The 19,061-nt window shown below is 47.6% G+C and carries 21 protein-coding genes; 11 read left to right on the forward strand and 10 right to left on the reverse strand.

Annotated features, from left to right (window positions below; all coding sequences use genetic code 11):
* Both OXG75_04190 and OXG75_04195 read right to left on the reverse strand, forming a co-directional pair.
* A complete protein-coding gene (locus OXG75_04190; protein ID MCY3625183.1) occupies positions 1-528 on the reverse strand; it encodes an adenine phosphoribosyltransferase in 528 nt (175 codons plus the stop codon).
* Positions 529-557: 29 nt separating this feature from the next.
* Complete coding sequence (locus OXG75_04195; GenBank protein MCY3625184.1) at positions 558-1,025, reverse strand: TIGR00725 family protein; 468 nt, start codon at positions 1,023-1,025, stop codon at positions 558-560.
* 183 nt (positions 1,026-1,208) lie between these two features.
* Between OXG75_04195 and OXG75_04200 the strand changes: the two genes are divergently transcribed.
* Entirely contained in the window at positions 1,209-1,751 is a 543-nt protein-coding gene (locus OXG75_04200; protein ID MCY3625185.1) for a hypothetical protein, read from the forward strand.
* Positions 1,752-1,890: 139 nt separating this feature from the next.
* Here the strand turns inward: OXG75_04200 and OXG75_04205 are convergent, their stop codons facing one another.
* Positions 1,891-2,211 (reverse strand): hypothetical protein, encoded by a 321-nt coding sequence (locus tag OXG75_04205; protein MCY3625186.1) that lies wholly within the window; start codon positions 2,209-2,211, stop codon positions 1,891-1,893.
* A 285-nt stretch (positions 2,212-2,496) separates the two neighbouring features.
* Here OXG75_04205 and OXG75_04210 point away from each other — a divergent pair, with 285 nt between their 5' ends.
* Complete coding sequence (locus OXG75_04210; protein MCY3625187.1) at positions 2,497-4,392, forward strand: BamA/TamA family outer membrane protein; 1,896 nt, start codon at positions 2,497-2,499, stop codon at positions 4,390-4,392.
* Here the strand turns inward: OXG75_04210 and OXG75_04215 are convergent.
* Positions 4,389-5,585, reverse strand: a complete 1,197-nt coding sequence (locus OXG75_04215; GenBank protein ID MCY3625188.1) for an aminotransferase class I/II-fold pyridoxal phosphate-dependent enzyme — start codon at positions 5,583-5,585, stop codon at positions 4,389-4,391. The two genes, OXG75_04210 and OXG75_04215, sit on opposite strands and share 4 nt — an antisense overlap.
* Before the next feature lie 131 nt (positions 5,586-5,716).
* Between OXG75_04215 and OXG75_04220 the strand changes: the two genes are divergently transcribed.
* From OXG75_04220 to OXG75_04245, 6 genes are all read left to right on the forward strand, one after another.
* Positions 5,717-6,382: a septal ring lytic transglycosylase RlpA family protein gene (locus tag OXG75_04220; protein MCY3625189.1), complete on the forward strand. Its 666-nt coding sequence runs from the start codon at positions 5,717-5,719 to the stop codon at positions 6,380-6,382.
* Positions 6,383-6,419: 37 nt separating this feature from the next.
* The gene (panB, locus tag OXG75_04225; protein ID MCY3625190.1) at positions 6,420-7,220 is read left to right on the forward strand and encodes a 3-methyl-2-oxobutanoate hydroxymethyltransferase; all 801 of its coding nucleotides are present in this window, start codon (positions 6,420-6,422) and stop codon (positions 7,218-7,220) included.
* Positions 7,213-8,070, forward strand: a complete 858-nt coding sequence (gene panC / locus OXG75_04230; protein MCY3625191.1) for a pantoate--beta-alanine ligase — start codon at positions 7,213-7,215, stop codon at positions 8,068-8,070. Before panB ends, panC begins: the two co-directional genes overlap by 8 nt.
* Positions 8,071-8,080: 10 nt before the next feature.
* Entirely contained in the window at positions 8,081-8,473 is a 393-nt protein-coding gene (locus tag OXG75_04235) for an aspartate 1-decarboxylase (GenBank protein MCY3625192.1), read from the forward strand.
* Between the two features lie 198 nt (positions 8,474-8,671).
* A complete protein-coding gene (locus OXG75_04240; GenBank protein ID MCY3625193.1) occupies positions 8,672-9,454 on the forward strand; it encodes a phosphocholine cytidylyltransferase family protein in 783 nt (260 codons plus the stop codon).
* A 6-nt stretch (positions 9,455-9,460) separates the two neighbouring features.
* Positions 9,461-10,810 carry a CDP-alcohol phosphatidyltransferase family protein gene (locus tag OXG75_04245; GenBank protein MCY3625194.1) on the forward strand — a complete coding sequence of 450 codons (1,350 nt, stop codon included), beginning with the start codon at positions 9,461-9,463 and terminating at the stop codon, positions 10,808-10,810.
* Positions 10,811-10,971: 161 nt separating this feature from the next.
* Here the strand turns inward: OXG75_04245 and OXG75_04250 are convergent, their stop codons facing one another.
* Entirely contained in the window at positions 10,972-12,528 is a 1,557-nt protein-coding gene (locus OXG75_04250) for a sodium-dependent transporter (GenBank protein MCY3625195.1), read from the reverse strand.
* Positions 12,529-12,692: 164 nt separating this feature from the next.
* Here OXG75_04250 and OXG75_04255 point away from each other — a divergent pair, with 164 nt between their 5' ends.
* Positions 12,693-13,151: a TraR/DksA C4-type zinc finger protein gene (locus OXG75_04255; GenBank protein ID MCY3625196.1), complete on the forward strand. Its 459-nt coding sequence runs from the start codon at positions 12,693-12,695 to the stop codon at positions 13,149-13,151.
* Here OXG75_04255 and mtnA read toward each other — a convergent pair.
* Both mtnA and OXG75_04265 read right to left on the reverse strand, forming a co-directional pair.
* On the reverse strand, positions 13,145-14,194 hold the full coding sequence (gene mtnA / locus OXG75_04260; protein ID MCY3625197.1) for an S-methyl-5-thioribose-1-phosphate isomerase: 1,050 nt from the start codon (positions 14,192-14,194) through the stop codon (positions 13,145-13,147). The genes OXG75_04255 and mtnA overlap by 7 nt on opposite strands.
* Positions 14,191-15,069: a 50S ribosomal protein L11 methyltransferase gene (locus tag OXG75_04265; GenBank protein MCY3625198.1), complete on the reverse strand. Its 879-nt coding sequence runs from the start codon at positions 15,067-15,069 to the stop codon at positions 14,191-14,193. The genes mtnA and OXG75_04265 overlap by 4 nt, the downstream gene beginning before the upstream one ends.
* An 81-nt stretch (positions 15,070-15,150) precedes the next feature.
* Here OXG75_04265 and dksA point away from each other — a divergent pair, with 81 nt between their 5' ends.
* Positions 15,151-15,510 (forward strand): RNA polymerase-binding protein DksA, encoded by a 360-nt coding sequence (gene dksA, locus OXG75_04270; protein ID MCY3625199.1) that lies wholly within the window; start codon positions 15,151-15,153, stop codon positions 15,508-15,510.
* A gap of 3 nt (positions 15,511-15,513) precedes the next feature.
* Here dksA and OXG75_04275 read toward each other — a convergent pair whose 3' ends face one another.
* The 3 genes from OXG75_04275 to OXG75_04285 all read right to left on the reverse strand — a co-directional run bounded on the left by OXG75_04275 (position 15,514) and on the right by OXG75_04285 (position 17,602).
* Positions 15,514-15,936 (reverse strand): hypothetical protein, encoded by a 423-nt coding sequence (locus OXG75_04275; GenBank protein MCY3625200.1) that lies wholly within the window; start codon positions 15,934-15,936, stop codon positions 15,514-15,516.
* A gap of 184 nt (positions 15,937-16,120) precedes the next feature.
* A complete protein-coding gene (bamD, locus tag OXG75_04280; GenBank protein ID MCY3625201.1) occupies positions 16,121-16,804 on the reverse strand; it encodes an outer membrane protein assembly factor BamD in 684 nt (227 codons plus the stop codon).
* A 78-nt stretch (positions 16,805-16,882) separates the two neighbouring features.
* Positions 16,883-17,602, reverse strand: a complete 720-nt coding sequence (locus tag OXG75_04285) for a metal-dependent hydrolase (GenBank protein ID MCY3625202.1) — start codon at positions 17,600-17,602, stop codon at positions 16,883-16,885.
* Positions 17,603-17,769: 167 nt separating this feature from the next.
* On the opposite strand from OXG75_04285, the gene serS reads away from it, so the two are divergent.
* A complete protein-coding gene (gene serS / locus OXG75_04290) occupies positions 17,770-19,050 on the forward strand; it encodes a serine--tRNA ligase (protein MCY3625203.1) in 1,281 nt (426 codons plus the stop codon).
* Positions 19,051-19,061 lie beyond the last annotated feature (11 nt).

Raw genomic sequence — 19,061 nt, forward strand, 5'->3', positions numbered from 1 at the left:
TTACCCCGGCATTTTAAGTAGGGACCAGACCGGGTGGGGGGAAAGAGCCTCGGCCCCCTTGAGTCCCGTGAGTTCTACAAGAAAGAGGTGCCCGGCGACGCTTCCGCCTAGTTCTTCCACTAGGCGCCCGGTACTGTGCGCTGTCCCCCCCGTGGCCAGAAGATCATCGACGATCACTGCCCTGCTTTTACCGTTTATCGCGTCTTTGTGAATTTCCAGAACGTCTTTTCCATACTCAAGATCATATGAAACGCTTGCGGTGTCGCTTGGCAACTTGCCGGACTTCCTCACTAGGATCAATTCTTTTCCAAGCTTATAGGATAAGGCGGAAGCGAAGATAAAACCTCGGCTCTCGGGCGCGACAAATGAGGTTATCTCCTTGCCGGCGAGCATTTCCGCCATCATGTCAACGGATTTTTGAAAAGCTCCGGCGTTTTTAACCAGCGTGGTTATATCGTAGAAGAGTATTCCCTTGCTCGGGAAATCTGGAACGCGTCTTATGTAACTTCCTATCTCTTCCAGTGCCATTTCTTTTTGCTTGTTCGGGGAGGTTTTCATCAGGCCCTTTTCCCGAGGGAGGATAGCTCAAAGGCTGTTCTCACTGCTTCTTCCGGGGTTTCGCATTTGATAATTTCCTCAGAGACATCCCAGGTGTCAAGCCCGATAACGGGAATTCCGGACTTAAGTGCGAACGATATCTCCGACAGGGTGCCGAAACTGCCTCCAATGGCGATTATAGAATGGCTTGACTTCGCTACTATCACGTTTCTTGCTTCACCCATCCCTGTAACTATTGGTATGTCGATGAATCTGTTGGCCAAGGAGGCTTCGGGTCCGGGCAGAATCCCGATTGTGGTGCCTCCGGCTGATTTTGCTCCTCGGCACGCGGCTTCCATAACTCCTCCCATTCCGCCGCAAAGCAGAAAACAATTCCCTTTGGCAATAAGAACTCCGACCTCTTCCGAAGTTCTTTCTTCCTTCTCACTTGCGTTAGCTGCTCCGATTACCCCTATGATCGTTTCCATTAAAGTTTCACCGTGTTGCGTTTAACAAGCTTGTATAAAACAGTTAAAATCACAGGTTCCAAAGTATACCACGGGTTTAAGCGATTTATATCACGGGAAAACCTTATGCATTGCGCGAGAATTTGGCTGACGCTTATTTTTTCAGTTTGCTTCTTCTTTCCCTTTCCTCTTGAGGGAAGCCAAGTGAATCTCAGGATTCCTCACGGTTTTGAATTCGGGATTTCTAAAAAAGACGCACTTAATCTGATCGAATCTTCCAAACTCAAGGTTATTTCTGATCGCGAGTACTCAAACGATCTGCGAAAAGTCGTTCTGGACGGTTCCTTGTCCGGAGTTGCTCTTGACCCGCCGCCCGACCATGAAACCCGGCTTGAATTTTATAAAGACAATCTTATGTCAAGTTCCATCTTGTTCAGTTTTGAGGATGAGGCCCGTTTTGCGTTCGCAAAAAGCGAACTTGTCGGTGATCTTGCTAATGTTCTCGGCGACGCTTTCGAGCAGGAGAAAATGTTCTCTTACGAGGTTCTGTCGTGGAATCTTTCGGACACAGTAGTACTTGCAAACGTGAACTCTAAAAAAAGAACAATAGAAATTGAATATATTCATAAACCTGTTCTGGAAAAAAAGACGGCGAAGGATCTGCGCCGCAAACGCAGGGAGGATCCAGGAGATCCTGCCAGGCAGATGTTTATTGATAGCAACTTTTCAGCGCAGAAAAAGCGCTAGCCCGTAAAAACAATGGTTTTTCCCTTGGGTCTTGCGACCTGCCTCGAGTAAAAAACCGGATTAGTTGAATTTGAGAGCGCGTCTATACTCATACAGCGCGAGAAAGCGACGCGGTCCTCCCTATTTTTCTCTTTGCGCTTTACGAAGGTCTTCCGTAAAGGTTCAGAAGCGTTCCTATATGGAAAGCCAAGGCTACGTATATACCGCAGAGAAAAAGCTTCTGATAGCCGGCAAGGTACTTGTTTACTAGGAATATAAGCGAGAGAAGTAGCAGGAACCACCCTATGGTTTCCAAAATTAGATGCGCAAGCCTCTGTACAGGCACTTCAGAACTCCCACTGGCCCTTGATCTGAAGACCTCCGGCAACTGCATGAAAACAAGGGAGAAGAAAGTCCCCAGTATATATGTGCCGACGAAAAATCCGACCAGGACAAACAGAATAAGCAACAAAAGCTCCATGGTTAAACGACCTCGGTAAAAATAATATCATATTGCCGTATTATTATGTATAAGCGGTCTTGTTTTTTCCCGCTATACATGCGAATTGTTGCTTCTTAGGCGGTGCGGGTTCGGCAATTTTGTCAATTGTCTCCTAGTCCGGAATCGCTCTGCATGTGGTTTTACGCGCACGGCCGGTTATCGTTGATTCTTGTACAGCTAAAGTGTCTGCGTCTGTTTCTAACCCGCCGGTTTGTTCGGTTTGTTCTTGTCAAAGTCAATTTGTCCTTGTTAACATTAATGGAAATGGATAGTCCTATATCTTCTTTTTCTGACCGCAACTATAGCAGCAACTTCCCGCGCGAACTCCTTTGCATACCTCAAAGCGTCGCCTTTTTGCTCTCGGGGCTTTTTTTTCTTCTCGTCCTTTTTCCCTTGGCTTTGGATGTTAGAGCCGAGGAAGACGAAACGGTTTTTATCTCCGGGATCAAGATAAAGGGGTTAAAAGATATAGAACTCGAGAGAATAAAGGACTCCATGATAACTCCTTTTCCCTCAAGGAGACCTTGGAGAAAACGTCCGGAATTCAACGAGCAGTTCCTTGAGGACGATATAAAAAGAATAGAGCAGGTTCTCAGGGAACATGGTTATTACGGTTCCACAGTAACCCATACCTTAGATTTCCGGGATGGGAACCGAAAAGTGGATATAGAAATAAAGGTGGAGCAAGGGGACTCCGTAATAGTGAAGACTTTGAACATAGCGGTTCTTGGTAACCACCCGGACGATTACGTCTCCGACGTCGCCGAGGTAATCCTCTTGGAAGAGGGGAAACCTTTTTCCCAGATAAGCTACCAGAGGTCAAAAGTTCTTATCACGGAGTTGTTCTCCGATAGGGGTTATCCTCTGGCGGATGTAAAATCCGAAGCGATTGTGAGCCTGAGGAGCAGAGAGGTTAATGTTGAATTCATCATCGATCCGGGCCAGGAATATTATTTCGGCGACGTGATGTTCGGGGGAAATTCCGATATTGCCACCAGACTTCTCGAGCGGGAGATAGAGTACGAGCAAGGGGACCTGTTTTCTCTCAAAGAAACTCAGAAATCACGGGCGAACATTTTTGAAACCGGACTTTTCAATTCCGTTATAGTGGATACTGAATACGACCGGCGGAACTTCGAGGTTCGGACTATATACAGCGTTACTGAAAGGAAACTCGGAACGATAAGGCTTGGAGTTGGATACGCCACGGAGGACAATCTAAGGGCGCAGCTATCTTGGAGCCAGAGGAATTTTTTTGACGGCGGAAGGATCCTTCAGGTCACTTCCAGTTATTCATCCCTGACACGGGGTTTACTGGCCAGACTTGATCAGCCCCACTTAGTCGGCAGAAACTCCAGTCTTGCTTTTTTGCTTGACGTGAGAAGGGATGATTTTCCGGGCTATGAGGGCTTGAGTTTCGATTTCAACAGTACCTTGTCCAAGGAGTTTTTTGATTATCTCACACTTTTCAGTTCCCTGAACGTCGTATTTGCGGATATAGACTCTCAGGTCGTAAGAACGCCGATTGAAAGTGCCCGCGACAGCGTTTTCCTGACGGCTGTTGATCTGGGAATTGAGTATGACCTGACCGACAGCCTTATAAGTCCTACCAGTGGAATGCGGCTGTTTTTCTTCATGGAAAGACCGATTCAGACTACTAGCTCCGCCCGCACCGATTACCTGAAGTTTCTGGCCGAGTTAAGATACTACAAGAGTGTTTCTGGGATCGTTCTGGGAAAAAGGGCGACAATTGGAAATATAAGCACACTTGGGGGGACTGATTCGCTTGACGTGCCGATCTTCAAAAGATTCTTCGCCGGAGGCAGTGCAAGCATGAGGGGTTATTCATTTCAGCATCTGAGTCCGCTTAATTCGGATCGGGATCCTCTTGGGGGCAACTCTATTATCATTGGCAACGCTGAAGCCCGCTTCGGGCTTTTTAACAAGCTTGGAGCGGTAATTTTCTTCGATTACGGAAATGTTTATTCAAAGAGTTTCGGTTTCAGTGCTTCCAACCTGAAGTACGCGGCCGGTGCCGGATTGAGATACCATACGATTATCGGGCCGATCAGGGCGGATTTCGGCTACCTTCTAAACCCCGAGGATGAGGAAAGAGACGACAGATTCAAGATTTTTATAAGCATAGGGCAGGCTTTTTAGTAGCCGTGGGCGCCCTGAAGAAGCTTCCTAACTCCCCTTGCCGCCTGAGTTATTCTGTTTTCGTTCTCAACAAGCGCAAGTCTTACGAATCCTTCTCCGTAGTTTCCGAATCCCACTCCGGGGGATACGGCGACTTTTGATTTCTCTATAAGAAGTTTCGAGAATTCAAGCGATCCCATCTCCGCAAACTCTTCAGGTATCTGTGCCCATACGAACATAGTGGCGTTCGGTTTTGGGATTTCCCATCCGGCCCTTGCGAATGATTCGATCAGCTTGTCTCTTCTGGACCTGTAGGTTTCCCTTATGCGCTCTACAGGTTCCTGAGGTCCGTTGAGAGCGGTAATTGCGGCTATCTGGATCGGCTGGAATATTCCGTAGTCAAGGTAACTTTTTATCCTTTTGAGCGCGGAAACGATTTCTGGATTTCCCACCATGAAGCCTACTCTCCAGCCGGGCATGCTGTAGGTTTTGGAAAGTGAATAGAATTCCACCGCAACGTCCTTGGCTCCCTTTACCTGCATTATGCTCGGGGCCTTGTATCCGTCATAACACAGCTCTGCGTAAACCAGATCATGCACTACTATAAGACCCGTCTCACGTGCCAGGTCACAGATTTTCTCGAAGAAATCAAGGTCCATGACTTGTGTTGTCGGGTTGTTGGGGAATGAAAGAATAAGTACTTTGGGTTTTGGCCATACTTCCTTTATCGCTTTTTCTATTGACTGTATCAAGTCTTCTTTCTTCCCCATGGGACAACTGTGAGTGTCTCCTCTTGCTATGATTACGGAGTAGCTGTGTATCGGGTAGGAGGGATTTGGAACTATCGCCATATCTCCTGGGGAGAGTATGGAGACCATTAAATGCGATATGCCTTCTTTTGATCCTATCGTGACGACGGCTTCGGAATCCGGGTCAAGGTCAACATCGTAATTTCTTCTGTACCAGTCGGTTATGGCCAGACGAAGTTTGGGCAGTCCGGCGGAAGCGGAGTATCTGTGGTTTCTGGGTTCACTTACTGCCTCGCGCAGTTTCTCCACTATGTGGTCCGGCGTTGCCTGATCAGGGTTCCCCATGCCGAGGTCGATTATATCCTCTCCTCTGGCGCGTGCTTTGTGTTTAAGTTCGTTGACTACGCCTAGCACGTAAGGGGGAAGTCGGTTTATCAGGGAAAAATTATAATCCGGCCGGTTCATCGTATCTGCCTGTTTTTTGGTGGCACTATTTTATTATAACCGCTTATAATCTCAAGACTGCGGCCGGTAAAACGGGTATTTCCGGCATATCGGTGTCTGCGAGGGAATCCGTTATGGTAAAATAGAACCTTATGATCTGGGTCAGATTCGCCGTCTTGATTGCGTTCTTTGCGGTCGGTTGCTCTTTTTCTTCAGGTTTCCCGAAGTGGGAAAGCCGGGATTTTCAGCGGCCCAAGTCGACGCATACCGTACAGTACGGCAAGGCTTCCTGGTACGGGGACAAGGAACATGGCAAGAGGTCCGCAAGTGGCGAGGTATTCAATAGAAATGCCTATACCGCGGCGCACAAGGAGCTTCCTTTTGGTACCGTCGTGCGTGTTACCAATCGCGAGAATGGCAGGCAGGTAAGGGTCAGGATAAATGACAGGGGTCCTTACATAAGGGGCAGGGTGATAGATCTCTCATATGCGGCCGCGAAAGCCATCGGACTTGTTAGAAGTGGTGTTGCGGAAGTGAAAGTAGAAGTGCTGTCGACACCCTCTAAAAGGTCAGAAAGCCTTTTTGTCTCCCTCTACACAGTCCAAGCCGGTTCTTTTCGAAGCAAGGCGGCGGCCAATGAACTCAAAAGAAAGCTTTCGCGTGTCACGGACGAGGATGTGAGGGTGGAATCTTTTGCCTTTGAGGGGGATACTTATTACAGGGTAAGGGTTGGCAGGTTCAAGAAAAGGAAAGACGCCGAGACGCTTCGCGTAGTTTTGAGGAAGCGGGGATACTCAGCCAGAATATATGTTGAGTGATCCCCTAGCGGTTTCGAAAAAGAGATAGAGTCGAATAATGAAAAAACTGAGAACAACTGATTTTCGTAAGATGAAGGAGCAGGGTGAGAAAATCGTCATGATAACGGCGTACGATGCTACCATTGCCGCGATAGTGGACGCAGCGGGAGTAGATGTGGTTCTGGTTGGAGATTCTCTAGGCAATGTGGTTCAGGGCCTTGAAGATACGCTTTCGGTTACGCTGGATGAAATGATTTATCACACGAAGATCGTTTCAAGAGGTGTGAACCGGGCCCATCTGTGCACGGATATGCCCTTTCTTTCCTATCAGAAATCTCCCGAAGATGCTATAGAGAGCGCCGGAAGACTTTTAAAGGAAGGGAGGGCTGAGTCGGTTAAGCTTGAGGTAAATGATGCATACGTTGATACCGTGTACCGCATCCAGAAAGCCGGGATTCCCGTTGTTGCTCATATAGGGCTTTGTCCGCAGTCTGTTCACGTAATGGGTGGTTACAAGGTACAGGGAAGTCTGCCGGGCGAGCGCGAAACGCTTTTGGATCTCGCCAAGTCCTGTGAGCAGGCGGGCGCTTTCATGGTGGTTATCGAAAGCGTTTTGTCTGAGGTGGCCAGAGATGTTACCGAGAGTCTAGGAATACCGACAGTCGGGATAGGGTCCGGGGGGAATTGCGACGGACAGGTGCTTGTTGTAAACGACATGATAGGCCTGACGCCGGAGCCACTCCCCAAGTTCGTCAAGAAATACGCGAAGATTGCAAAGACAATCTCCGATTCAACAAAAAAATACGTGAAAGAGGTAAAAAAAGGGACTTTTCCTTCGCAGGAGCAGTCTTATGGATAGTGCGGGGGCGCTTTCTGTGCTCAACTGCCCTTCCGACATGAAGAGGATTTCCGATGCTTGCAGGAAAGCGGGCAAGAAACTCGGCTTTGTTCCCACTATGGGGGCCCTGCACACAGGGCATATTACCCTCGTGGAGGAATCGGTTAGAAGGGCGGACGTGACGGTCGCAAGTGTTTTTGTTAACCCCACTCAGTTCGGACCCGGTGAGGACTTTGATCGTTACGAAAGGGACTACGAAGGCGACGTGGAAAAACTCGCGCGCTGCGGCGTTAACTATCTGTTTTATCCGGATATAAGCGATATTTATCCCGACGGCTTTCAGACCACGGTTTCTGTGGGAAATCTTGGGGACTGCCTCTGCGGTCCTTTCAGGCCGGGGCATTTTGACGGGGTAGCGACGGTTGTGCTTAAGCTGTTTAACATTGTCCGTCCGGATTTTGCGGTGTTTGGAAGAAAGGACTACCAGCAGCTTAAGATTGTTCAGAAGATGGTACGGGATTTTGATATGGACATCGAGATAGTGGAAATGCCGATAGTACGGGAACCTGACGGACTTGCCATGAGCTCAAGAAACGCTTACCTCAGCGCGGAGCAGAGAATCAAGGCGGCTTCGGTGAGCAAAGCCCTGGGAGAGATCAGAAAGAAGTTCAAAAGCGGTTGCGATGACTGCAAAATTCTGCTTGCCGAGGCAGATAGGGTATTGCGTATGGCTCAAATTAATGATATTGATTATATTGAGATAAGAGACCCTGAAACTCTAGAGCTCCGGCACAGAGCCGCGGAGGGTGATTTGGTGGCGCTGGCCGTGAGGCTGGACGATACCAGGCTTATCGATAATATCGTGCTTTAAGAGGTTGGTAATGCAGAGAGTACTCCTTAAATCCAAACTACACAGAGTTACGGTAACTGATGCCGAGTTGGATTATGAAGGGAGTCTTACGCTTGATAGAAATCTCATGGACGCAGCGGATCTGTTTCCCTATGAAGAGGTTCACATTTTCAATCTGACCAATGGCCACCGTTTTTCAACCTACGTGATTGAAGGCGCGAGAGGTTCAAACATAGTTTGTGTAAACGGTGCGGCGGCGCATCTTGCGAGAAAAGGCGATTGCTTGATAATAGCGGATTTTGCAATCTATGATGAAGAACAGAGCCAAACACACAGACCCAAGCTTATATACGTTGATGAGATGAACAATATAATCAGCATAAAATCTGGAATTAACGGTCTTAAACTTGCGACCGATGGGTGACTTCCCCTTGTTTCAGCCAAAACCCGCGTAAGACTTGCGGATTAAAGCCCTGTTTGACATACCTAGCTCCTATAGTTACATTAGTTCCCGGAGGATGTTGAAGAAATAAGGCGTTATTCCTCGTGTTTTTCGCCGGGGTTATCGTCTGCTTTTCTCGATTCCACGGGTGTATGACTTTGTATTTAAAAAATCTGACTTATGAAAGCTATAATACTTGCAGCGGGTAGGGGAACTAGACTATATCCCTACACTCACGACAAGCCCAAGTGTCTTCTTGATATTGGGAATATATCCATACTTGAACACCAGATAAACCTTATAAGGGACTGCGGCATAAACGAAGTTGTGATCGTCGTGGGTTTCGGTTTTGAGAGAGTGGAGGATTTCCTAAGGAATTACGATGGCCTGGGAATGAGAATCAACACCCTTTACAACCCATTCTATCAATCTACAAACAGCCTTGTGTCTCTCTGGATAGCCAGGAGCGAATTTGACGAAGATTTAGTGGTCATGAACGGAGACGATGTATACGAGATAGGTGTTCTGGACAAGGCGCTTGCAGTCAGGGATGAAAAAATCTGTCTTCCCATAAAAAAGAGATCTCGATATGAAAGGGAGGACATGAAAGTTGTTGTCAACAACAGCAGAATCACGAAGATAAGCAAGGAGATTTCAAACGCCGAGACCTCCGCCGAATCAGTCGGCATAAGAGTGTTCAGGGATACGGGTGTTGAACTGCTCAAAAGGGCGGTTGAGGAAGAGATGAGGAATCCCGGTGCCGAAGGCAAATGGTACATTTCCTCAATACACAGGCTTATAAGCAAGGGGTATAAAATCAAGCCCCTCGATATAGGCGAACTTTACTGGATGGATGTCGACTGTCCGCTAGATCTTTTCAGGGCGAGAAAACAGGCTGACAGATTCTTGAAAAAGGAATACCGTGCCCCAAATCTTCTGAGAGTTGTTGACTCCTCCGAATAATCTGCCATGAAAGACGCTATTGTACTTTGTTCTGGCACAGGAACAAATGGCGAGGATCTATCCAAATTCCCAAGCAAATCGATAGCGCAAGTCCCTCAACTCAAAAGAATTATAATAAATTGTCAACGTGCCGGAACTGAGCAGTTTCATATAATTACCGACAACGCGGGTCTTCTAAAAAACCTGCTTATTGATGACCCGAGAATCACATCGGACATAAACTGGGTCCCACCTGGAGAGTCGCTGTCGATAGATTCGGGCAGGGTTCTTATTTTAGAATCCTCTCTGGTTGTCACAAACTCCAATTCCCTTGAAAAATTCATTCGTGATTCATCTGATTGCCGCGAGGATGAGTTTTCTGTGCTTGTTCAGCAGGACGCTGATCCTGTTGTTGGCATGGACAGGGAAACCGGTTACGTAACCAAGTATTTCGGTGGAGGAAGCAGCGTCTTTGGCGCTTTCTCCGTAAACTTCACAGAAGTCCCATCTGTGCTTTCGGCTGCCGGGCTCAATACTTGGCTTGGTGACGAGGCCACCCGGAACCGTATGAGAATCTTCAGTGCCGACAGCGGGTACTGGTATCGCCTTTCGGATACCAAGGAATCTCGAAAAGAAGCGGAAAGAATCATCTTTTCTCACGTAGGTAAAACGGCTACCGGATGGATAGCCAGAAATATAAACGGCCGGATGTCTCTTCCTTTGAGCAAGCTCCTGATAAGAACATCTCTTACGCCTAACGCTGTTAGCGTTCTGACTAACCTGATAGGGGTGCTCTGCGGGCCGCTTTACGCCCTTGGTCATCCGGTGCTCGGTGCTCTTTTCATGCAGGTGGCAACTGTTTTGGACAGGTGTGACGGAGAAGTCGCGAGAATAAAGCTTATGGAGACAAAAAAAGGGCAGTGGGTTGATACCATAAGTGACCAGTTCACGGTGCTTTCCTTCCTGATCGGAGTTCCTGTTGGATATTACCTTCAGACCGGAAGCACCGTTGCGGTGATCCTCGGAAGCTATAATATCATCATCTTCATCCTGTTTCTGATATGGTCGTTTTACTTTCTGATAAAGTACACAGATTCCGGCAGTCTGGTTGCGTACTTTGAAGTCGACAAGCATATCAATCCCGAGGAGCTTTCCCTCCTAAGGAAACTGCTTGCCCGTCTTCGCTTTTTGGGGAGAAGAAATTATTATTCGGCCGGGTTAGTTCTCATAGCGATAATCGGAGGAAATTCCCTAGTTCTTTTCGCTACGTCTTTTGCTCTTACCCTCTTTTTGATACACCAGCTTGAAGACGTTATAAGAATTCTCCGTATCGGAAAACCCAAGGAAGTTCTTCAAAAAGAAACGGAACAGGGCTAAGCCGGCAACACCTGCTGGTTGCCAACCAAGGTCGCGGAACATCTTAAGATGCTACCGCGGCAGCTACTTGGGGTTTCTGTGGAATTTTATCAGGCAGAAAGAGAGAAGACTCAAGACGCTTGCCCAAGAGATAAACATGAAGAGTGCAGCGGCGAAATCCATTATCTTTCCCTCCTACCGGCAATATAAACCATAGCTAAAAGGAAAACAAACAACCCTGCAATATAAAGCCTAGCGAACCAGATATTCCAGCTAGTCTCTCCGATTATCGAAGGCAGACTGCTGTATCCCCACCACGACATGAGAATCAGAAGGAAAAACGGCGTCAGATATTTTAGGATGTAGTAAAAAACCCGTGGCGCCTTTATAAATCCCCCCGAGTTTATTTCATTCCAAGCTTTATCGGCCCCGAATACCCACATGAACATTACAATTTCAATGAATCCGAATACGACGAGCATTATGGTGCCGGCCCAGAAATCCCATTCGTCAAGGACCTGGCTTATCAGTATCACCGGCAGCACGCTTACAATTATTATCAGCATGGTGTATACGACAGCTCTTTCTCTCGAGATGCGGAACTCATCCTGAAGGAAGGTTACTACGGGATATGCTATAGCTACGGACGAGGTCATGCCGGCGAAAAACAGGAGAAAAAACCACAAGAATCCGAAGATTCTGCCCGCCTCAACCCCTCCTAGGCTTCCCGAAATGCTGCTGAACACTGCGGGGAGGCTTACGAATCCCAAGCTGAATGCACCTGATTGTGCTACGGTGACCACACTTGCGACTCCGAAGAACGCCACTGCAGCCGGAATGGCTATCGAGCCCCCGAGAATCACCTCCACTGTCTCGTTAAGAGTTGCCGAAGTCAGGCCGCTTAGGGTTACGTCATCATCGATCTTTATGTAGGATGCGTACGCAACTATTGCTCCGAAAGCCAGACTCAGCGTAAAGAAAATCTGCCCGGCCGCCGCTATCCATACTTTCGGGTTCTTAAGGGCTTCAAAGTCGGGATTCCAGAGAAAGTTAAGCCCATCTATCGCGGTTCCGTAATCAGTTTTGAGCGTCAGAGTTTTTACTACGAGTATTATCGCCAGGACAAACAGCATGGGGAGGGCATACTTGACGAATATCTCTATGCCTCCCGATATTCCTTTCAGCATGATGTAGAAATTTGCACTGATTGTGATTACAAAGGCGATAATAGCCATCTTGGAAGGGGTGAGGAACACCCCGTCTCCCGCACCGAGATAATCGGCGAGAAAGCTGCTGTAGGGTTTTACGTACTCCGCGGCGTTTGAAACCGACCCCGGATCGAGACTGGGATTGCTTCCTAGGAGAAAATGCAGAGCGTATCCCAAGGTCCAGGATTCAATGTAAACGTAGTAAATTGTTACGACAAGGGGTATCCAGAGCCCTATAACGCCAAGGGTTTTGGAAATGGGGCTTTTCCAGAAAAGATTGAATATTGCGGGGGTTGTTCCGTGCCCGCGAGACCCTCCATACCTTCCCATTCCCCATTCCATCCACATGATCGGAATCCCTATCAGGATAAATGCTATAAAATAGGGGATCATAAAAGCGCCGCCGCCGTTTTCCGCGGCCTGCGTTGGAAATCTAAGAAAGTTGCCGAGGCCTATTGCGTTGCCCGCCATGGCTAATATAAGGCCTGTCTTGGTCGCCCAGGCGTCCCTATTGTTAGAGCCTTTTTTCATTTCGGAAGGGTCACAATTGAGAAAGCTATATTATCACCGAGGCGGGGAATATGACAAGATAATAGTTCCCAATTGCTGGCAACGACCGGTATTGACAAAAGGAATAATAATTTTATCTTAATTCACCCTAAAAATTTTAGACTTTGATTACCGGAGGAGTCAACGTGCCCAGAGTAAAAAAGGAGAAACCTGAAAAAAAGACCTCGAAGGAAAGTTCTTCTGCGGCGACCGGAACAAAAGCTAAGTCGAAGAGAACCAACCCCAGAAAATATACAAAGAAGTTCCTTAACCAGATGACTGCCATGCTTAAAGAGATGAGAAAGGAACTGCTTAAAGATGTAACCCGATCAATGAAAGAGGAATCGGATCATCTGCGTTTCAATGTCGGAGATTTTTATGATCACGCATCCGAAGACAGGCAGAGAGAACTTGCCCTTACTCTTTCGAACAGGGAGCGCAGCAAACTGCACCAGATAGATGATGCTCTAAAGAGGATTGAAAACGGGGAATATGGTTTCTGCGAGGTTACAGGGGAAAAAATAGGCGAAGAGAGGCTGATGGTCATGCCCTTTACGAAACTGAGCGTCGAAGCTCAGGAGGAAATTGAAAGGGGAGATTACTGATCTTTCTTTTTAAGTCTGCCGAGAGATTTAGTATAGGGTTTCTTAAACAGTCCGACTTCAGTTATCAGGCATTCGATATTTTCGGCCGGTGTAATGTCAAAAGCGGGATTGATTGCGGTTACTTCCGCACTTATTTTTTTCCCGTCTATGTGCGTTACTTCTTCGGGTTCCCTTTGCTCAATTATAATATCCTCTCCGCTTAAGCATTCGGTATCTATGGTTGAAGTGGGGGCCGCTACGTAAAAGGGAATGCCGTGATGCTTGGCCAGGACGGAGAGGGAATAGGTTCCTATCTTGTTTGCCGTATCTCCATTTGAAGCTACCCTGTCAGCCCCGACCACAACCGAATTCACGATCCCCTTACTCATCAGATGCCCGGCCATGCTGTCGGTTATCAAACGGACCGGGATTCCATCCCGCTCAAGTTCCCACGTAGTGAGCCTCGCTCCTTGGAGAACGGGTCTTGTCTCTGATGATATTACGCTTATATTCTTGCCTTGGTTAAAGGCTGACCTTATTACCCCTAGAGCTGTTCCATAACCGGCGGTGGCGAGTCCTCCGGCGTTGCAGTGCGTGAGTATGACAGAGTTTTCTCTTATGAGTTTGGATCCGTTTTCCCCGATCTGCATGCATATCTCAATGTCTTCTTTCTGTATATTGATCGCCTCGGTTATGAGAAGGTTTTTTATCTCTTCAATTTCTTTGCCTCTGCACTTGGAAATCAGTCTGTTCATTCTGGCGATGGCCCAAAACAGATTTACGGCTGTCGGTCGCGTCAGGGCCAGGTGATCCGATATGGCTTTCATGCGCTCTTCGAAATTTTCATAGGAGCAATCGTTTCCGATACCCGAGGCTCCGAGAGCCATTCCCATGGCGGCCGCTATTCCTATCGCCGGGGCTCCCCTGATAACCAGTTTCCTTATACATTCGGCCACCTCTTCAAAAGTAGTGCATTCAACGTAGACTTCCTCTCCCGGAAGCTTTCTCTGGTCAATCATTAAGACCCTGTCGTCTTTCCATTCTATAGTTTTAAAAGAGTTCATTTTTCAGGCTTTCTCGTTTTCTTTAACCTAAGGAGCAGTCCGGCCCATCCGCCCTCGACCTTCCCACTGACAATATCATAACCCGAGTTTCCGTAAATTTCGGCCACTTCACGTTTCTCGTTTGCCTGTATGCCGGACACTATAAGATGTCCCAGGGGGAGAAGTCTCTCTTTTAGACTCTCCCTCATTGAAATAAGAGTATCCTTGGATGTGTTAGAAACAACCACATCGAATTTTTTCCGTGTACAGTCCGCAGAACCACACCAGACTTTTACCTTGTCGGAAGTCGCGTTCCTTGCGGAATTCGAGATAGTTTCTTTTGCGGCCTTGAAATCAATGTCTGCGCAAAACGAAATGTACGCTCCCAGTTTGATTGAGCAGATACCCAGAATACCGCTCCCGCATCCCACGTCAAAAACAGAACACCCAGGGGATTTTTCGATAATTTCGTCCAGATAACTTACGCATATTCTTGTTGTTTCATGATGTCCCGTGCCAAAGGCGTTTCCCGGGTTTATTTCAACTATCTTGGTTCCCCGCTCCGCCTTGTATTGTTTTTCCCATGGAGGTTTGATAACTATTCGACGACTCGCCCTTACCGGTTTCAAATAGGATTTCCAACCTTCCCAGTCTGCTTGATTTATGTATCGGGTGGTGAACCGGACCGCCTCGGCGTTTTCGCTAAAAAGCATAGAGAACTCCCTTACGGTTGTTATGATTCCCGCAATGTCCGTTTCTTCCTTGAAATACGCATGAATTAACGGTTCTCCGTGGTCTCTTTGCTCCTCGCTAACGGCTCCGGCTTCAAGACCCAAGAGCAGATCTGAAACAAGTGCAGCCATTTCTCCCGGCAACTCAATCGTAAGTCTCTTCATTCTCGCCATGGCGGATAATTAATTGTATTTGTCGCGTTTCGTCAAATTTACAAAAAAACGTAGGTATATATAATATTCTCCATGAAGGCAGAAACCAGGGAGACGGTAAGAACCATCCTGATTCAGAAGATGTCCGACATACTGGGCATTGCCTATGATACTGTTGATAGGATGAGTAAGGGGTCCAATTCTTTCCCAGATCCACTTGACAGGGCGCTATCCGAGTCGAACAGGGTTCTTGAACTGCGGGAAAGGGACAGGGAGAGAAAGCTGCTTCGGAAAATACGCGACGCGCTCGCTAGACTTGAGAATGGTTCTTACGGAATCTGTGAGGTGTGTGAAGAGGAGATCTCGGAGCAGAGACTGATTGCAAGACCAGAGACTACTCTTTGCATAGAGTGTAAAGAAGAGCAGGAAGATATTGAAAAGAAATTCGGCTAGTTCTTAGTTATCAAGAACCATAGTTCCACTGAGCAAGTTAAGCATAGACTCCTTGGTTATTCTCCACTTCCCCAGTACTTTCGATAAGTTAATAACCTCTCTGGCTTTATATGTCATTGAATAACTATCTATCTTTACGTCAATCGAAGAGAGCATCATTACCCTTGCGTCTGTCCCGTTGATGTATATGTATCTTTCGGATTCGCCGAACGATACCGTGTCAATGGTGGATACCTGGTCCTTGAACCTGCTTACCAGCTCGTGCTTGTCAACAACTTTTTCCCCTGAAGTTGCCCTGTAATCTTCGTGTATACACTCAGAATACATTTCAGGGTCTTTTAGCTGAAAGGACCTGACTCTCTTGTCCAAAAGCAGATTTATCTCCTCTTCATCAGCAGACCCGCAGGAGGCGAGAAAGATAATCACAACTAGATATGCAAGCAGCTTGTATGTCTTCACCATTTCTGTTTTTTGTTTGAGTGGAATTACATCGTCTGATTAAAACGCGCGTTCCGGATCGATACGCACAGCCGCCCGGCAAATTACCTTGTCGTTAAATTCACGTGGCGGATTGCTTGCCCGCACCTTCGGGGAAAGGTTTCTCCTGTTACTAGGATGACTGCTTGGATGATTTTTCCTCAGTCTCTCTGAGAAGCTTCCTGGCTTTCTCGGCGTATTCGGTGTCGGAGTAATTTTCAAGAACGTTTCTGTATCTTTGCGCCGCCGCCTCGTAGTTCTTTTTCTTCTGATAGAATTTCCCTATGTAGATTTCTCTTTCCGCGAGCATTCTTCTGGATTTCTCGATTTTATCCTGTGTCTGCTCAGCGTACGGGGAGTCGGGATAGGTCTTATTAAGCAGTGTAAACCACTTTATTGACTGAAGCCGTTTTGAATGGTTTCTGTCCTTCCCCGCTTTCATCTTATAGTAGGAGAGTCCGAGGCGATACATTGCGTAATCAAGTTCTTTGTGACCCGGATGGTTCGCTATGAAATTTTCGTATTCCTCAGCGGCCAGGGTGTATTCCTTTTTCTTAAAATAGACATCACCGCTTCTGAGTTCGGCCAGCGCAGCGTACTTGGTGTAGGGATAGCGGATCTGTATTTCCTTTAGGATATCGAATACCTTGTCGTAATTTGTCCCTCCGAATATCCCCAACCCGCCTTCCTTGTTAAGCTCTTCAAGGACTTCGTTGTTAAGCTGCTCCGCTGTTCCTTCGTAAATCGCCTGTTTTCCCCCGCAGGAAACCGCAAGGAGCAGGACAATGGTAACCAGCAATTTTCCTAGGTTTTTCATAACTCTGTTTCGTGAAGCTGCCTTTCTATGAGCACAAAAAAGGTCCCTTGGTTCTTAGGTCTGAAAGTTCTCTACAGGTCATGTGATCTGCTGTCCCGGTTCCAAGGCAAGCACGCTAAGCGAATCCATGCCCTTGGTCAGCGACTTCAGTTCATCTGGAGTTCCCACAAGGAGCGGAAAAGTTCCGTAGTGCATTGGAATGACCCACTTCACGCCAAGCAGCCTGCAAGCGTATGATGCCTCAAGCGGAGACATCGTGAAGAGGTCTCCAATAGGAAGCATTGCCATCTCCGGTTTGTATAGTTCCGATATGAGTTTCATGTCACCGAAAATGTTTGTATCTCCGGCGTGGTATATTGTGTAGTCGTTTTCAAACTTTATTACGTAACCTACAGGCTCTCCACCGTAGATAACCGTCCCGTCTTCCTCCTTCATGCTGCTGCTGTGCTGAGCGTGGGTCACTGTGAACCTTATTCCGTCTATGACCACATTGCCCCCTTTGTTGCACGGCATGCAGGTTTCAACCCCCTTTGAACTCAGCCAGTCGCAGATTTCCCAGTTCGCTACCACTTTCGCATTATATTTTCTGCAAAGAGGGATCACGTCGCTTATGTGGTCAAAGTGCCCGTGTGTGACTGCTATGATGTCAACATGGCCCGGGTCGCGAAGCTGTTCCGGACAGGAGGGATTTCCCTCAAGCCACGGGTCAAGCATCACTGTTTTGCCGCCGGGAGATTTTACCGAGAAAGTGGAATGTCCAAAGTAGTTTATTTCTATTCCGTTATTCAGTATCTTCATTGTTTGCTCCCTTTCTTGACGCTCTTTTAGCTTTGTATATCCAGTTATTAAACCCGAAAAGAATCTTTTGTGCAAAGTCCCAGATTGTTTGAAAATATCGGCTGCGAGTGTAAAGTTAAACCCCTGACTTTTGGTTTTTTCAAGTTCTGCCGGAGCACGTGTTTCAGATGCTGGATCCCAAATTAGTTGAGCAAAATATTGACCTTGTGGGAGAAAAACTCGCTACCCGCGGTTTTGAGACAGACCTATCGGAGTTTGCGGTACTGAATTCCCGCAGAAAAGAGATAATAAAAAGGGTTGAGACTCTGGAACACCAGAGAAACGAGGGCTCAAGAAAGGTGGGTGCCCTTAAGAGGTCTGGAGATCAGCAGGGACTTGCAGAACTTCTGCCCGAACTGAAGGCTCTCTCGGAAGAGGTAAAGGATCTTAACGAGAAGAAAGCGGAAGTGGAGGGGCTTCTCAGGGAGTTTCTTCTGACCGTTCCCAACATGCCCGATTCCTCGGTTCCCGAGGGTCCGGACGACACGGCAAACGTCGAGATAAGGAAGTGGGGAGAACCGAGGGATTTCGATTTCGAGGTAAAGGACCACGTGTTGCTGGGAGCCGAGCTCGACATACTGGATCTTCCGAGGGCGACGAAGATCGCAGGTGCACGGTTTGCGCTTTACAAAAACGCGGGCGCGCGGCTTGAGAGAGCCCTTATAAACTTCATGCTCGATGTTCATACCAAGCAGCACGGGTACACAGAGGTTCTCACTCCCTTCGTAGCCAACACGGAGAGTCTTACTGGAACGGGAAATCTCCCCAAATTCGAGGAAGACCTTTTCAAGCTTAGCGATACGGACTATTACATGATTCCCACTGCCGAGGTTCCCGTTACCAACATTCACCGCGACGAGATAATTCCCCCGGAGATGCTTCCGATTAAATACGTGGCTTACACTCCGTGCTTCAGAAAGGAAGCGGGTTCTTACGGGAAGGACGTGCACGGGATAATCAGGCAGCATCAGTTTAACAAGGTGGAGCTTGTACGCTTCGCTGACCCGGAGAACTCGTACGAGGAACTTGAAATGTTGACTGCTGATGCTGCCAAGATTCTTGAACTTTTGGGTATTCCTTACAGGGTTGTTCTTCTTTGCACGGGAGACATGGGATTTTCTTCCGCCAAGACTTATGATCTTGAAGTATGGGTGCCTAGCGAGGGTAGATACAGGGAAATATCGTCCTGCAGCAATTTTGAGGCGTTTCAGGCAAGGCGCGCCAACATAAGATACAGAAAATCAAAGGGGTCCAAGCCGGCCTATCTCCATACTCTTAATGGTTCCGGGGTGGCTGTGGGCAGGGCTCTGCTGGCGATTGTTGAGAACTTCCAGACCGAAGAGGGGACGGTGGAGGTTCCTGAGGTACTAGTCCCCTATATGGATGGTATCAGGGTTATCGGGCGGTAATCCGCGCGGTT

The sequence above is a fragment of the Candidatus Dadabacteria bacterium genome (genome assembly GCA_026705445.1).
Lineage (GTDB): Bacteria > Desulfobacterota_D > UBA1144 > Nemesobacterales > Nemesobacteraceae > Nemesobacter.